Here is a 15,547-nt window from a genome sequence, read left to right as displayed (position 1 = left end):
ACAAGGGCGGGCGGGGCCGCCCCGCCGTCAGTCGAGCCAGTCGAACGTGCGTCCGACGGCCTTCTTCCAGTAGCGGTAGAGCTCGTCGCTGTCGCCCGGCTGCATGCCCGGCTGCCAGCGCTTGTCCTCGGCCCAGTTCTCGCGCAGGTCCTCGACGCTGGGCCAGAAGTCGGTCGCCAGCCCGGCGGCGTAGGCCGCGCCCAGCGCCGTCGTCTCCGAGACGACCGGCCGGATGACCGGGACGCCGAGGATGTCGGCCTGGAACTGCATGAGCGTCTCGTTGACGACCATGCCGCCGTCGACCTTCAGCGAGTCCAGCTCGACGCCCGAGTCCTTGTTCATCGCCTCGACGACCTCCTTGGACTGGAAGGCCGTCGCCTCCAGCACCGCGCGCGCGATGTGGCCGGACTTGACGAACCGCGTCAGGCCGGCGATCACGCCGCGGGCCTCCGACCGCCAGTACGGCGCGAAGAGGCCGGAGAACGCGGGCACGAAGTACACGCCGCCGTTGTCGGTCACGGTCTTGGCGAGGTCCTCGACCTCCGAGGAGCCGGTGATCAGGCCCAGGTTGTCGCGCAGCCACTGGACGAGCGCGCCGGTGATGGCGATCGAGCCCTCCAGGCAGTACACGGCGTCCTGGCCGTCGATCTTGTAGCCGACGGTCGTGATCAGCCCCGACTCGGACTGGACCGGCTCGGTGCCCGTGTTGAGCAGCAGGAAGTTGCCGGTGCCGTACGTGTTCTTCGCCTCGCCCGGCGAGAAGCAGGTCTGGCCGAACGTGGCGGCCTGCTGGTCGCCCAGCGCCCCGCCGATCGGGATGCCTTGCAGCGCGCCCGACCGCACCTCGCCGTAGACCGCCGACGACGGCTTGATCTCGGGCAGCATCGCCCGCGGGACGCCGATCGCCTGCAGGAGCTCGTCGTCCCACTCGAGGCTCTCGAGGTCCATCAGCAGCGTGCGGCTCGCGTTCGAGACGTCGGTGACGTGGACGCCGCCGTCCGGGCCGCCGGTCAGGTTCCAGATGACCCAGGTGTCGATCGTGCCGAAGAGCAGCTCGCCGCGCTCGGCCCGCTCGCGCGCGCCGTCGACGTTGTCCAGGATCCAGCGCGCCTTCGGCCCGGCGAAGTAGGTCGCCAGCGGCAGGCCGGTCTTCTGGCGGAAGCGGTCCTGCCCGCCCTCCTGGGCCAGCTCGGCGCAGATCTTGTCGGTGCGGGTGTCCTGCCAGACGATCGCGTTGAAGATCGGCTTGCCGGTGGCGCGCTCCCACACGACGGTCGTCTCGCGCTGGTTCGTGATGCCGAGCGCCGCGACGTCGTCCTTGTCGGCGCCCGCCTTGCTCAGCGCGCCGCTGATGACCTGCTCGGTGCGGAACCGGATCTCGTTGGCGTCGTGCTCGACCCACCCCGGCTGGGGGTAGATCTGCTCGTGCTCGCGCTGCTCGCTGGCGACGATCCGCCCGCCGTGGTCGAACAGGATGCAGCGGGTGCTGGTGGTGCCCTGGTCGAGGGCGGCGACGTACTTGGCCATGGGACTCCTAGCTCAGTGGGACAGGGGACACGGACGTGCCGCGCTCAGGGGTAGAACGCCGTGAACGCGCCGGTGGCGAGGATGCCGCCGACGATCGGGGCCACGACGGGGATCCACGCGTACCCCCAGTCCGAGCTGCCCTTCCCGGGGATGGGCAGCAGCGCGTGGATGATCCGCGGCCCGAGGTCCCGGGCCGGGTTGATGGCGTAGCCCGTCGGCCCGCCGAGCGACAGGCCGATGGCGAAGACCAGGAAGCCCACGAGCAGCGGGACGAGCCCGGTGTCCACGGTCGCCTGGTTGGCGCCGATCGCGAGGATGCCGAACACCAGGACGAAGGTCCCGACGACCTCGGTGATGATGTTCGCCGGCGTGTTCCGGATCGCCGGGGCCGTGCAGAAGCAGGCCAGCTTCGCGCCGGGGTCGTCGGTGACGCCCCAGTGCTGCAGGTAGGTGAGGTACACCAGCGTCGCGCCGATGAACGCGCCGACGAACTCGCCGGCGAGGTACTCGGGGACGTCGCCCCACTCCACGTCGCCCTTGACGGCGAGCGCGATGGTCAGCGCCGGGTTCAGGTGGGCGCCGCTGAACTGCCCCACGGCGAACGCCCCCATCGCGACGGCGAAACCCCAGCCGAACGTGATGACGATCCAGCCGCCGTTCTCTGCTTTCGAGCGTGCGAGCAGCACGCCCGCGACCACGCCGTTGCCGAGCAGGATCAGCAGCGCCGTCCCGATCACCTCAGCTCCGAAGATGCTCAACGATCTCGTCTCCCTTCCGCATCAGACCGCTGTGACGGCGGGCACAGTACGACGGTCGTACGACATTGTCAAACGGCCGTCTCGGTTCTATCGTGCCGGGTAGTGCTTGCCGTGACGACGAACGAGAGGACGAGATGAGCGAGTCGAGTGTCCTGGGGCCGGCCGCCCGCGCCGCGGCGCTGCAGCGCATGGCCGACGAGGAGTTCGACGTCGTCGTGGTCGGCGGCGGTGTGGTCGGCACGGGCACGGCGCTGGACGCGGCCACGCGCGGCCTGAAGGTCGCCCTGGTCGAGGCCCGCGACATCGCGTCGGGGACGTCGAGCCGCTCCTCCAAGCTCATCCACGGCGGCCTGCGGTACCTCGAGCAGCTCGAGTTCGGCCTGGTCCGCGAGGCGCTGCACGAGCGCGCGCTCATGCTCGACCGCCTCGCCCCCCACCTCGTCCGTCCGCTGCCGTTCCTCGCGCTGCTCCAGGGCGGGCTCCGCGAGCGCGCCTACATCGGCGCCGGCCTCGTCCTCTACGACACGATGGGCACGGCCTTCGGCAGCTCGCGCGGCGTGCCCGCCCAGCGCCACTACACGAAGAAGCAGGCGCTCAAGAAGTTCCCGTCGCTGTCGCCGGACGCGTTCAGCGGGGCGATCCAGTACTACGACGCGCAGGTCGACGACGCCCGCCACACGCTGACGCTGGCCCGCACCGCCGCGGCGAACGGCGCGGTCGTCGCGACCCGCGCGCAGGCGACCGGCTTCCTCCGCGACGGCGAATACGTGACCGGCGTCGAGGTCCACGACCTCGAGAGCGCCGAGCGCACGCCGATCGCGGTCCGCGCCCGGCAGGTCATCAACGCGACGGGCGTGTGGACCGACGACACGCAGGACCTCGTCGCCCAGCGCGGGCAGTTCCACGTCCGCGCCTCGAAGGGCGTGCACCTGCTCGTCCCGCGCGACCGCATCCACGGCTCGACCGCGCTCACGATCCGCACCGAGAAGAGCGTGCTCTTCGTCATCCCGTGGGGCCGGCACTGGATCATCGGCACGACCGACACCGACTGGGAGCTCGACAAGGCCCATCCGGCCGCGTCGCGCAAGGACATCGAGTACCTGCTCGACCACGTGAACGAGTACCTCGTCCGGCCGCTCGGGTTCGAGGACGTCGAGGGCGTGTACGCCGGGCTGCGGCCGCTGCTGGCGGGCGAGAGCGAGTCGACCAGCTCGCTGTCGCGCGAGCACGTCGTCGCGCACGCCGTGCCGGGGCTCGTCGCGGTCGCGGGCGGCAAGTACACGACGTACCGCGTCATGGCCAAGGACGCGGTGGACGCCGCGGTCCACGGCCTCGACGAGGCCGTCCCGGAGTCGGTGACGCACCGCGTGCCGCTGCTCGGCGCCGCCGGGTACGAGGCGGTCTGGAACGGGCGTCACCGCCTCGCGAAGACCAGCGGGCTGCACGTCGGGCGGATCGAGCACCTGCTGCACCGGTACGGCACGCAGATCACCGACCTGCTCGACATGGTGGCCGACCGTCCCGAGCTGGCCCAGGCGCTGCCGGGCGCCGACAACTACCTCGCCGTCGAGGCGCTCTACGCCGCCACGCACGAGGGCGCGCTGCACCTCGAGGACGTGCTCACCCGCCGCACCCGCATCTCGGTGGAGTCGTGGGACCGCGGCGTCGGGTGCGCGGAGCTGGTCGCGGAGCTGATCGCCGAGCCGCTGGGCTGGGACGAGGAGCGAATCGCGCGCGAGGTGGACCACTACCGCGCCCGCGTGAAGGCCGAGCGCGAGTCGCAGGAGCAGGACGACGACCTCGCGGCGGACGCGGTGCGCCTCGGAGCGCCCGACGTCGCGCCGATCCTCGCCCTCGGCGCCGCGGCGAGCGGCGCCGGGTCGGCGGCCGCCTAGCCGCGCCTGCCGGCGTTCGTCGTCCGTGCGCAGGCGCGGCGCGCCTCCTTGGTCCTGCGCGCCGCGCAGCGCTTCGCAGCCCTGCGCTTCGCGGCCTTCCGTGACGCCTTCTTCGTCACGGCCTTCCGCCCGATCGCCGGCGCAGCACCCGCGGGTGAGGGAGCGGCGGCGGTCGGCGCCGGCGGCACGGCCGGCACCGGCGCCAGGAGGGCGGGTGCCGGTACGGGGCCGGGCGGTTGCTCCGCGCCGCCGCGGGCCGGCGGCAGGGAGCGGCGCACCGGCGTGTCGCGGTCGGCGACCACCTGCGGCTGCGACAGCGCGACGTCGTACGCGCGCACTTCGTCGATCACGCCCTCGAAGTTCTCGTTGTTCGTATCGACCCGCGCGCCGCCGATGTGGAGCGCCCCGTTGGACGGCACGGCCGGGCCGACGCCGGTTGCCGCCGCGACCTGCACGCCGTCGCAATACAGGCGCGCGGTGCCGCCGTCGAGCGTGAGCGCCAGATGGGTCCACTCTCCGACCTGCAGCGCGGCCAACTGCGGTGGGACGACCCACCACTGCCCGTCGCTCGGCTCCTGCCCCTTCGCGACCATGCCGAACGGCGGGGAGCCGTCCGGGCCGTTGAACGCGAAGAGCTGCCACGTCGTGTATGTGAGCCCGAGGTCCTTCGAGAAGATCGACTGGTACTGGTTCGTCGTCCGGGGCTTGACCCAGGCCGAGATCGTGAACGCCGTCGTGAAGTCGAGCGAGTCGCTGTCAGCGACGTGGACGTGGCCCTCGTCGGCGTGCATCGAGAGGCCCTTGCCGAACCGGCCGTCGCTCGTCCAGCGCGCACCGTAGATCGTCCCGTGGTTGCCGTAGGTGGACGCGTCCGTGGCGATCTCGCCCGCACCGTCCTCGAAGCCCATGGCGAGGACCGGCGCGGCTGGCCCTTCGGGTTCGGGCGGCGTGCCGACGCGTGAGTCGCGGTCGCGCTGGATCTCGAGCGCCGACAGCGCGCGCGGATACACGCGGAGCTCGTCGAGCAACCCGTCGTAGCCATACGCCGGGAGCTGCTCGAACGCGCCGATGACCAGCGGCCGGTCGCTGGCCTGCAGCGGCGAGCCCGGGTTCTCGCGCACAAGCACCCCGTTGACGTACATGCGCCACCACGCGCCGTCGAACGTGGCGGCGAGGTGCGTCCACGCGTTCGTCGGGAGCGCCTCGACCCCCCACACCTGGCTCCACGAGCCCGTCGCCATCGGTGGCGCGAACGTCCAGTCCGAGCTCGCGTGCAGCGCGTAGACCGCGTTCGTCGCCGGGTCGGCCGCCTTGCGCGCCACCACCGTCTCGAACGCCCCGGTCGTCGCCGGCCGCACCCACGCCTCCAGGGTCACCTGCGTCAGGTCGAGCGACGCAGCGTCCGCGATCGTCACCCGGTCGTCGGCCTCGAACCGCAACGCGCCGCCGTGCCGCCCGACCTCCGACCACTGCGCGCCCGTGATCACGCCGTCGTTGCCGTACGGCGAGCTGTCGCGCACCACCGACCCCTGGCCCTCGTCGAACCCCATCGCCACCACAGGCGACCCGGGCGACACCGCGTACGCCGGAACCGGGTTCGCCGACACGAGTAGCAGCGCCACGAACGCCACCGCCCCGGCGACGCCTCGCGCCTTGCGGCCGCTACTCCTGGCGACCCGTGTCGAACAGATGGGAAACCCAGTGCTCATGAAGGCCCTCTCCCAGTGACTCGCCCCGGTGATTCGTGACCGAGACGAGCTCTTCTTCCGTGTCTGCCTGCGCACCGTCGAGAATCGCAAAGAAGCTGTGTGCGAACCCCAGCAACGATTCCGAGATGACCGCAGCGAGCGCTTCTCGACCCTCGGGATCGAGCTGAGCCCGCAGGGTGGCGAACGACTTGGCGTTGTCGTAGAGGATCTCGGCCTCCTCCTGCGACAGAAGGGCTTCGGAGACGCTCTCAAGGGCGCCGTCATACGCGCCGGCGACCTGCTCGAAGAACGCACGACGAGTTTGTGTGGTGTCGGACATGCGCGCGAACCTACTGCTTCGGGAAAATCAGTTGTTTGCCGTACTTCGCGTCGATCTTGTACGACTGCACGATGATCTCGTCAGTCGTCGGCGGGCGGCCCAGCCTGTTCACGATGTCGCGGTGCCAGGCTTCCCACTCGTTCGTGACCCGTGTGTGCACCCTCTGGTGAACGCCACGTAGCAGGGCAACGTCATGGACGTTGACCCCGTGCTTCGCGAGTTGCTCGGAGTACCGCTGTGGTAGCGCGTGGTGGACCTGGTAGTTCTTGTTCGGGAGCTTGCCGACGTTCTTGATGAAGAGCTTCCGGTAGTTCGATTGCGTCGCCTTCTCGGCTCCAGCGGCCGCCATGCGGCCGACGAGCGAGGAACCACCCTTCGCCGCCAGCCCTTGAGGGAGCCAGGCGATGATCGCCATCGCCTGTTCGGACTTCGTGGCCCAGTCGGGCTTGGTCGTGTCGACGGGCGAGTTCTGGCAGGCGCCCTTCGCGCGTCGCGTCAGGCAGTCGAAGACGCGCTGGCGGCCACCGAGCTCCCAATGGCGCCGGGTCTCCATCGGATGGTTCCGCTCGTACGCATCCAGGAACCGGTTGGCCTCGTCCTCAGAGAGGCGGCCCGATGGAGGGATGTGCCCCGCGTTGATGAGGATCTCGCGGGCACGCCTTAGCTGCTCACGTGTCGGGCACGGGTCGGAGGTCGGGGTGAGTTCCTCCCTGCACGGTGCGTGGCCGTCGAACTCGACGTTGGAGATCGGGTTGCCGCCCGCGAACGCGTAGCGGTTCTGGGTGAGCGGGTCGGCGACGAGGTTGAAGTCGCCGGTGGAGGCCTCGAAGCGGTCCTGGGTGAGGAACCGGCCTGCGGACGGCAGGTACTGGCGGGCCCGCATGTCGTACGTGCGGACGCCGGAGTCGTAGTAGAAGCCTTGGAACCGGATCGGGTTGTCGCGGGCGAAGTCCGGCAGCGACTGCTCGATCGTGTCCGCCGCGAGGCCGCCGGGCTCCTGCCGCTGCTGATCATCGACGGCGGTGCCGTACGGGTCGAACCGGTACCGCGCCGCCTCCGCGCCGCTCTCGTCCGAGAGCCTCTCGACCGAGCCGTTGACGTCCTTGCCGAACGTGCGATAGGTCAGCTGCTCGCCGTCGGCCGTGAGGCTGCGGCGCTGGCCGACGGCCTCCATCTGCGAGTCGTAGTCCCACGCGCTGAACGCGCTTCCGGGACGGTTGAGCGGCGTACGGCGCGACAGCGCGTCGGTCGTTCCGATGTAGCCGAAGTCGGCGGTCGCCGGATCGGGGTCGGAGTCCGGACGGTCGGCGTCCTCCGTGATCTGATCGCGCCGGTCGAACGCGTCGTACGTCAGCGTTTCGACGTCCTCGTCGTCGTCCGTCTCCTCGGGCGTGCCCTGGCCGGCCCGGTACACGCCCTGGCTGGTCACCCGGTCGAACGCGTCGTAGCGGAAGTCGGCCTGCTTGATCCGCTGCTCGGACGTCTCGGGGCCGGTGATCGAGCTGATCGACTCGACGTTCGCCGACGCGGTGTCGTAGCCGTAGCGGAGCTTCTCGGTGGAGGGCTCGGGCCCGCCGCGCTCGGTGCGCTCCTCCGCCAGCCGGCCCGCCGCGTAGCTGTAGCGCGTCGTGCTCTGGTCGGCCGCGTCCTTCTCCTCGAGGACGTCGCCCGCCCCGTTGAGCGTGTACTCGACCGCTGGGCTCCCCTCGCCCAGTCGATTCCAGCGTGTGAGCTGGTGCCGCGCGTTGACGACGTACGTGCCGGTCTCGTCCTGCGTCCGGTCGCCGTTCGGGTTGTACCGGTACCCCTGGTCCTTCTCGAAGGCCGTCTGGCCGCGCTGCTGGCGCTTGGTGTGCCACGGCCGGCCGTCGGTCGACCATCCGTTCCATTCGGTGAGCCGCGCGGTCGGCGCCGAGTCCGGCTCGAACGTCGACTCCACGCGGCTGCGGCGGTCCCCGGACGGCCAGTACGCCGTCTCGATCTGCTGCCGCGCGTCGTCGTCGTGCGGCGGCTCGATGACCGCCTTCGTCTCCTGGTCGAAGTCGTCGTAGGAGAACGTCGAGAGCGTCCCGCCGGTGTAGCTGCTGACCGCGCCCTGGACGGTCCCGGCCGACGTGACGGCCGCGCCGTCGAGCCTGCCGTTGTGCCAGCGGTGCGTCACGTTGCCAGCCAGGTCCCGCTGCATGGCGGTGTCGGCGCCCGGGCGGGCCGGGGCTTCGCCGCGTGCCGGGAGGTCGTCCTCGTCGGTCGCGATCAGCCGGTCCGCAGCGTCGTAGCCCAGCCGGTAGACCCGATCGTCACCTGGCTGCAGTGGGCTGGTCTCAAGCCCACGGTCGAGGACGGAGATCAGCTTTCCGTTCGCCGACCAGCGGTAGTCGTACTCGCGCGTCTTCTCCTCCGGCTCGCTGTTCCCCGGGCGGTCGGCGATCCGGCTCCTGAGCTTGCCGTTCGGCCAGTAGGACCGCGTGGAGACGCGCCGCACGACCTCGCCGGCGTTCGCAACCGTCCATCCCGTCTGGAGGCCGCGGTCGTCGTACTCGTACGTGTGGATCTCTCCGCCGACGGACGCCTCACCGCCGTTCTCGATCTTGCGACGGCCCTTCGGCTCGGTCGACGAGGTGATCCAGCCCGTGTCGAGGTACGCGTACTCGGTGCGCTGCACGCACGCGGTCTTCGTGACGTCCTGGTACGACTGGTCCAGCACGTCGCCGCTGCACAGGGCCGGGGCCTTGGTCCACTCGTTCGGCGCGTCGATCTTCGTGGCGCGGCCCCGGGCGTCGAGGTGGAACGTCTGCCGGTAGCGCTGGTCGTCGCCTCCGCCGTTCGGGAGGTGGATCGACGTCAGCAGGTTGTCCGGCGAGTACTCGTAGAGCGTCGCGTGCTCGGTCGCCGGCTGGAGCGCGTCGTTCTCGCGATCGTCCTCGACGTCGATCGACGTCCGCAAGGGTGCCGCGTCGGCGTGCTCGCGCTGGCCGTTGTCGTCGACGCCTTCCGGATCGACGACGCGGCGCAGGTTGCCAAGCGCGTCTCGCTCCTGCACGGTGAAGCGGACGCGGTCACTGCCGGTGACCTTCGTGCGGTAGAGGAAGCCGCGCCCGTCGTGCCGGAACTCCGAGACCCGCGCCTGCACAGCGTCAGCGGCGGCCTGCGCGTCCGCGTTCGCCCCGGGCGCCGTGACCTTGCTGATGTTGCCGTCGAGGTCGTACTCGTAGGCCGTCAGCCGCGGGCTGCTCGGACCACCTTCTCGCTCAGTGAGGACCCGCCCGACCTCGTCGTGCGTCCGGTCCACCGTCTGCGCGGTCGGGGTGTCAGACGGGCCTGGCCAGTTCGTGCAGCTCGTGGGCTGGGCGTCGGCGTTGAACGCGCGCGGCCCGCCCTCGAACGTGCGATTGCCGTCGGCGTCGTAGTCGTACGACGTGTAGGCACCGAGCGGGTCGGTGACGCTCTCGAGCCGGTCCGCGCGGTCGTAGCAGCTGTGCGTGACGGTCCCGCGCGGGGTCGTCGTCGACGCGACCTGGCCGTTCGGCGTGTAGGCGACCTTCGTGACCTCGGGCGTCCCGCCGCTGCCCGGCGGCGCGTGGTGCTCGACCGGGCGGTCGAACTGGTCGTAGACGAAGCGCGTGGTCGCCAGCTCGCCGTCCGTCGCCGCGGCGACGTTGCCGTTGCGGTCGTACGCGGTGAGCTCGGTGATGACCGCCCCCACGGCGGTGTCGCGCGGCCGAACGAGCTTCGTCATCCGGCCGAGGGCGTCACGCTCGATGCGCGTCGTGACGTCATCGGCCGGCTTCGACACGTCGAGGAGCTCGGTCACCGAGGTCAGCCGCAGCTCCGCGTCGTAGCCGAACTGCGTGCGGCCGGCCTTCGGGAGCAATCCGGGTGCCGGCGCGGGTTCGACCGCACCGAAGTCGCCCTCGGCCTCCGCCTCTCCGTCGCCGGCGCCGTCCGAGCTCGGCAGCTCCGGCCGCTCGGCGTCGTTGACCATCTCGCGCCACGCCTTGGGCACGAGCGCGTCACCTTCGACCTTCCACGCGCTCGGGCGCGTGGTCGTCCTGACCGAGCCCGAGTCCAGGAACGTGCTCTGGAACACGTCCCCACGCGGGTCGGTGACCTTCACCGCGTCGCCGATGGCGTCGCGCTGGTACTTCCACGTCGGCGGCGTCTCGGGCTCGTTGGCCGTGTCGGTCCGCGGGAGGCGATGCTCCACCACGTCGCCGGCCGCGTCGTAGACGAACCGTTCGACGAACTCGTTCGGGTCCCAGGCGGTGAAGTAGCGCGGGTGGCGGATCTCCTCGACCCGCCCGTCCGCGCGCCGCCGGTACTGGGTCGTCTCGCCGGCGGCGTTCGTGCTGTCGACGAGCAGGTCGCGCCCGTCGTAGGAGCGGGTCGCCGCATGGTTGCGTGGCGAGATCGTCCGCGTGAGGTTGTCGTTGACGTCGTACTCGTACCGGGTCAGCAGCGCCTCGCCGGACGGGTCCTCCGTCTCGCCGATCCGCCGGTCAGCGAGGTCGTACTCGTAGGTCCAGCGGCGGTGGGCCGCGCTCGCGACCGCGTCGATCGGCGACAGCGACGTGCCCGCGTTGCGGCGCGGGTCGGCGATCCCGACGAGGTTGCCGCGGCGGTCATAGGCGCGGGACGTGATGAGCGAGGTGAGCTGACCACCGGGCTCGAGCTGATGGCGCCGCTCGACCACGAGCTGGCCGTTGCCGTCGTACTCGTAGTCGGTCGAGTAGTCGAGGGCGGAGCCGGCGTTCTCCTCGCCGCGCGGACGGGTTTCGCGGGTGACGAGGCCCTCACCGTCGTACTCCATGCGCGTCGTCTCCGGCGCCGGGCTCTCCTCGTCCGCGTGCGGCACCGCGGGCGTCCGCACCGCGGTCGGCCGGTCCATCTCGTCGAAGACCTGCGTCGTCGCCGCGCCCGTGCCGTCGACGGAGCGCTCGGGGTTGCCGTTGGCGTCGTGGTCGTAGGTGCGCGTGATGAACTCGCCGGCGCGCGAGTCCTTGGGGAGGATCTCGCCGACCAGCTGGTCGAGCGCGTCGTAGCTGAAGCGGGCCTTGAACCGGTGGGCCGAGTCGCTGACCCCGCCGTGCTCGGCCGAGCGCGGGTCGCTGGTCGCGAGGAGGTTGCCGACCGCGTCGTACGCGTACTCCCAGCGGCCCTGCTTGGGGTCGATCATCACGCGCGCGAGGCCGCTCGCGTCGTACCGCTCGTACCGCGTGACGTTCCCGATCGCGTCGGTCTCCTTGACGACCTGGCCGTAGGAGTCGAACGCCGTGCGCGACCAGTTGCCATCGCCGTCGCGGCGCCCGGTCACGTTGCCGCGCGCATCGAGCTCGTACAGCTCGGCGAAGTCGCCCGGGATGCCGGTCGCGTCGCCCTTCGGCGTCTCGATCTGGTTCAGGTCCGAGACGAACCCCTCGAGCGGCTCGCCCGCCGGCCGCTGGTGGACGCCCTGACCGACGGCGTAGTGCAGGTCCGTCCGCTCGTCCTCGGGGTTAGTGATCCACTCGAGCTGGCCGTTGGCGTTGTAGCCCATTTCCGTCTGCGCGGCGTCGGACGTACCGGCGGCCTCGCGGACGAGGGTCACGTTGTTGTCGCCGTCCCAGCGCAGGAGCGTGTCCGTACCGCGCGGATCGGTGATCTTCTTCGTCCGCCCGCGGTGATCGGTCGCGTACCGCGTGACCTCGCCGCGCGCGTTGGAGGCCCGCGTCTCCCACACGAGCTCGTCGGCGCCGTCCGGGCCGTCGAGGTAGGTGTAGTCGCGGCGGCGCCCGTCGCGCTGCGTGACCCGCTCGACGCGGGTGTCGGAGAGCTCGTCCGGCGCGTGCGCCGCGTCGTCGAGCGCCGCCTCGTAGCCGCTCCCGTAGCGGAAGCGCGTCTCGGCGCCGCGGGGATCCTGCACCGCTCCGAGCCCGTCGGGGCCGTAGAGGAAGCGGTGCGTGCGCTCCTCGTCGGTGCCGTCGGCTTGGGTGAGCGCGGTGAGCCGGCCGCCGCTGTACGTGAAGCGCAGGACGCGGCCGGCGTGGTCGGTGAGCGAGGCGATCCGCCCGTCGCCGCCGGCCTCGTAGGCGATCCCGACCGAGCGGTTCGGGGCGCCGTCCAGTACGCCCGCCGAGTCGGTGACGGACACCAGCCGCTGACGGCAGTCGTCGGCGTCGAACATCGGCGTCGTGACCGCCCACGCGGGGCACGACGCGCCGCCGGTGAGCGGGACGATCTCGTAGGCGAACCGCAGGACGTTCCCGTTGCGATCCTCGATCGAGGTCGCGTAGCCCTGCTGGTCGAAGAAGTAGGTCGCGCCGTCCGGGCGCGTGGCCGCCCAGGTGCGCGCGTACGCGTTCGAGTACCTGCGCAGGTGGACGTTGAAGCCGGCCGGGGGAACGTAGTACTCGCCGGACGTGTGCTCCTTGAACACGTGGCGGGTGCCATCCGGGTCGACCAGCGCGATGTGCGGGTCGAGCGTCGACTCGAGCTCGCTCAGGTCGAGCGGCTCGTTGACGCGCGTGATCGTCGAGATCCCGAGCGAGAAGCCGAGACCGATCTCGTCGTACGGCGCGAACGTGCCCTCCGGCGGCCCCGTCTGGCTGTTGTACGTGACGTTGGCGAACGTCGAGAGGCCGCGACCGGGGTTGACCAGCGGCAGCAGGTTCCACACGAGGTTGCCCGTCGTCTGGTTGACGTGCGCGCGGCCGCCGGCGCCCGTCTCGACGCTGTCGAACTGCAGGTACTCCTCCAGCCCGCTCAGCGCGGTCGTCTCGTAGGCGGCCGTGCCAGGCGACAGGTCGACGACCTCCTGCCTGATGTTGTCCAGCTCGTCCCACGCCTTGATCAGCAGGCGGCCCGCGCCGTCGAACTTCCGGGGCTCGAACGTGAACTGGTGCTCCAGCGAGCATGAGTCGGTGGCGCAGGCTCGGTCGACCTCGTCCAGTGGCTGCCACGTGCTCGAGCCCGTGTCCTGCCAGAGAACCTCGATCCGGCGGGTCCCCGACTCCGGCGCCGAGCCGTGGACGCCGTCCTGCGCGGTGATGTCGAGCCGGTAGCTCTCCTTCGTCAGCGTGGAGCCGCGCGCATCCATCAGCGGGCCGGTCAGCCCGATGTCGGGCCCGCGCTTGTCGACGGCGAAGCTCCGCGTGACGCTGCGCGCGTTCCCCGCCTGGTCGGTCGCGATGACCTCGACGGTGTGGTTGCCGTGCCCGAGCGTGTCGGGGTCGACGGGGAACGAGCGGTTGAGCGCGCAGCTGTGCTCGCAGGTCTGCTCGGCATCCGGGCTCTGCGTCGCACCGTCGAGCTTGACGCGGATCGAGCGGACGCCGGCCCGGCGCAGGCGACGCGCCGTGATCGAGCTCGAGTTCCCGAGGGCGGGGTCGCCGTCGAGCGCGGAGACGTCGACTGCACGGTGGCCGGACTTGAGGATCGCGCCCTCGCTGAGCGTGCCCCCGAGCGTCAGCACCGGCTTCTCACGGTCGACCTTGAAGGTCACCGTGCGCGACGTTCCCTTGCCCAGCGCGTCCTCCGCCGAGATGGAGAAGTCCTGGCCCGCGCCATCGATCAGCTCGGCCGCCGGCGAGAAACGGGCCGAGAAGGTCGTCGAGCACGGTGCCGCCGCCGTCCCGGTGCAGCCGCCGTTGAGCACCGCTGGCCGCGCGCCGCTCACGGGGTCGTACAACTCGAAGCGGCGCATCCCGAGGCCGGCGTCGGTGGCCGTCGTCTCGATCCACACGGAGCTCTCGTTGATCCACTGACCGGGCGGGTGGCTGGTGGCGAGCGCTCCATGTGCCGGCAGGTCGTCGTCGTCAAGCCTGATGGTCGCGCCGGGCAGCAGCGCGCTCGCGGACATCGTCTCGTTCGCGACCGGCAGGTGACGGAAGAACGCGACGTTGCCCTGGTTCGCCGGGACGTCGACCGGGGCGAGGTAGGTGTCGAGCGGGATGGTCGCGGCGCACGTCGAGGCGCCGCTGGTGTCGATCGCCGCACCGCCGGACGTGCGGAGACCGATCGAGCCGCACGTGGTCGGCGAGCCCTCACTGGCCATCGCGACGACGCCAGGCGAGAACTCGGTGATCGTCCCTCCGCCGGGTGCGGTGTACCGCCACTCCGCGAACCCGGGGTCCACCCGCACGCCGGTGTAGGAGAGCTGCAGCCCGCCTGCGAAGGCCGAGCTGTGCCCGGACGGCATCGTGCCGGCTTGCCACCCGGCGGTATCGGCGGCCGTGACCCAGTTGTGTCCGACGACGACCGGGTCGACCACGATCGGGTACTGGAGCTTCCGTCCGCGGTGCGCGATGTGGTAGCTGACGCGGTCGCCCTTCACGCTCACCTCGACCGGGACCGCCACGCCGCGGGCGTCCCATGCGACGGCAGCGCGGATCAGGGCGATCGGCTTGCCACCCTTGCCGCGGACGACGACCTCGCCGTTCGGTCGCCGGCGCAGGCGCAGCTGCTTCGCCGCGAGCTCAAGCGCCACCGTCTCCGGGCTCGACGCGGCCCGCAGCACCCACATGGCCTGCAGGCCGCCAGGCTGCGCGGCGACGGAGATGTCCGTGCTCTTCACGGCGTTGGCGTAGAACGCCGTCGAGCTCTGCCGGGCGGTCGCGATCCGCCCGCGGCGGCCGACGGGCCGGACGCGCAGGCCGATCCCACCCAGCAGCGAGCTGCGCTGCAGGCTCCGCGCGAGCTTCACGTCCGTGCCGGCGTTGGCCGGCACGAGGTACGCGCCGCGGCGCCTGAGGCGCAGGTCGACCGGCCGCGCCCGACCCTTGGCGTCGCGGGTGCGGAGCGGGAAGCTCGTCGCGACCAGCGACGGCTTCTTGCCGCCCGCCGGGTGGACGAGCGCGGCGTAGTCGCCGCGGTACTCGACCTTCGCCGGTGCCGCCGAAGCGGCTGGTGCGGCCGGCGTCGCGCTCGTCGCCGCCCGGGCCCCGCCGCTCGGGGCCGTAGGCCGTGCCGCGTCGAGCGGAAGCGGAAGCGGCGCCGGAAGGACGGTCCGCGCGAGCCGCCACGCCTCGGCGTCGTCGAGCCCCGCGTAGCGCGTCGCGCTCTCGGGATCGGCCGCCGGGACCTTCGCCTGCTCCGGCTCGGTGCCGGGATCGGTGGCCGGAACGGTCTGCGCCGACGCGATCGCGGCGACCAGGGCGAGCGCAGTGACCATCGCGACGGCGGCACCCTGCGTCCACCGTGTCCCGCGCCACACGCGGCGTCCCTGCATCTGAGCAGCACGCAGCGCGCGCAGCCAGAGCGCTCCCTCCCGCATCGGTCCTCCGTCCCCTTCGGGCAAAGTCAAAACTGCAGGCGCAATGTGCTTCGCCTGCTTGATCGACGACGCCGATCAGAGGGTCCACCCTT

General features: G+C 71.4%; 6 protein-coding genes. 1 reads left to right on the top strand and 5 read right to left on the bottom strand.

Going from position 1 to position 15,547, the window contains the following annotated elements; genetic code table 11:
* Window positions 1-27: 27 nt before the first annotated feature.
* Both glpK and AC1UE5_RS16750 read right to left on the bottom strand, forming a co-directional pair.
* Entirely contained in the window at window positions 28-1,527 is a 1,500-nt protein-coding gene (gene glpK, locus AC1UE5_RS16755; protein ID WP_482925544.1) for a glycerol kinase GlpK, read from the bottom strand.
* Between the two features lie 44 nt (window positions 1,528-1,571).
* The gene (locus tag AC1UE5_RS16750; RefSeq protein WP_482925542.1) at window positions 1,572-2,285 is read right to left on the bottom strand and encodes an MIP/aquaporin family protein; all 714 of its coding nucleotides are present in this window, start codon (window positions 2,283-2,285) and stop codon (window positions 1,572-1,574) included.
* A gap of 134 nt (window positions 2,286-2,419) precedes the next feature.
* On the opposite strand from AC1UE5_RS16750, the gene AC1UE5_RS16745 reads away from it, so the two are divergent.
* On the top strand, window positions 2,420-4,180 hold the full coding sequence (locus AC1UE5_RS16745; protein WP_482925540.1) for a glycerol-3-phosphate dehydrogenase/oxidase: 1,761 nt from the start codon (window positions 2,420-2,422) through the stop codon (window positions 4,178-4,180).
* Here the strand turns inward: AC1UE5_RS16745 and AC1UE5_RS16740 are convergent.
* The 3 genes from AC1UE5_RS16740 to AC1UE5_RS16730 are packed head-to-tail and all read right to left on the bottom strand — an operon-like array spanning window position 4,177 to window position 15,455.
* Entirely contained in the window at window positions 4,177-5,802 is a 1,626-nt protein-coding gene (locus AC1UE5_RS16740; protein ID WP_482925538.1) for a LamG domain-containing protein, read from the bottom strand. The two genes, AC1UE5_RS16745 and AC1UE5_RS16740, sit on opposite strands and share 4 nt — an antisense overlap.
* Before the next feature lie 40 nt (window positions 5,803-5,842).
* Window positions 5,843-6,208: a hypothetical protein gene (locus tag AC1UE5_RS16735; RefSeq protein ID WP_482925536.1), complete on the bottom strand. Its 366-nt coding sequence runs from the start codon at window positions 6,206-6,208 to the stop codon at window positions 5,843-5,845.
* Between the two features lie 10 nt (window positions 6,209-6,218).
* Window positions 6,219-15,455, bottom strand: coding sequence for an RHS repeat domain-containing protein (locus tag AC1UE5_RS16730; RefSeq protein WP_482925534.1), 9,237 nt, complete (start codon window positions 15,453-15,455; stop codon window positions 6,219-6,221).
* Between the last annotated feature and the right edge of the window lie 92 nt (window positions 15,456-15,547).

The sequence above is a fragment of the Parviterribacter multiflagellatus genome (assembly GCF_056863265.1).
This window is presented reverse-complemented; position numbering and strand designations above follow the sequence as displayed.

What these genes read in the sequence shown, in the direction of transcription:
- AC1UE5_RS16735 (WP_482925536.1), bottom strand. Translation starts at nt 6,208, where the DNA reads ATGTCCGACACCACACAAACTCGTCGTGCGTTCTTCGAGCAGGTCGCC.
- glpK (WP_482925544.1), bottom strand. Translation starts at nt 1,527, where the DNA reads ATGGCCAAGTACGTCGCCGCCCTCGACCAGGGCACCACCAGCACCCGC.
- AC1UE5_RS16730 (WP_482925534.1), bottom strand. Translation starts at nt 15,455, where the DNA reads ATGCGGGAGGGAGCGCTCTGGCTGCGCGCGCTGCGTGCTGCTCAGATG.
- AC1UE5_RS16745 (WP_482925540.1), top strand. Translation starts at nt 2,420, where the DNA reads ATGAGCGAGTCGAGTGTCCTGGGGCCGGCCGCCCGCGCCGCGGCGCTG.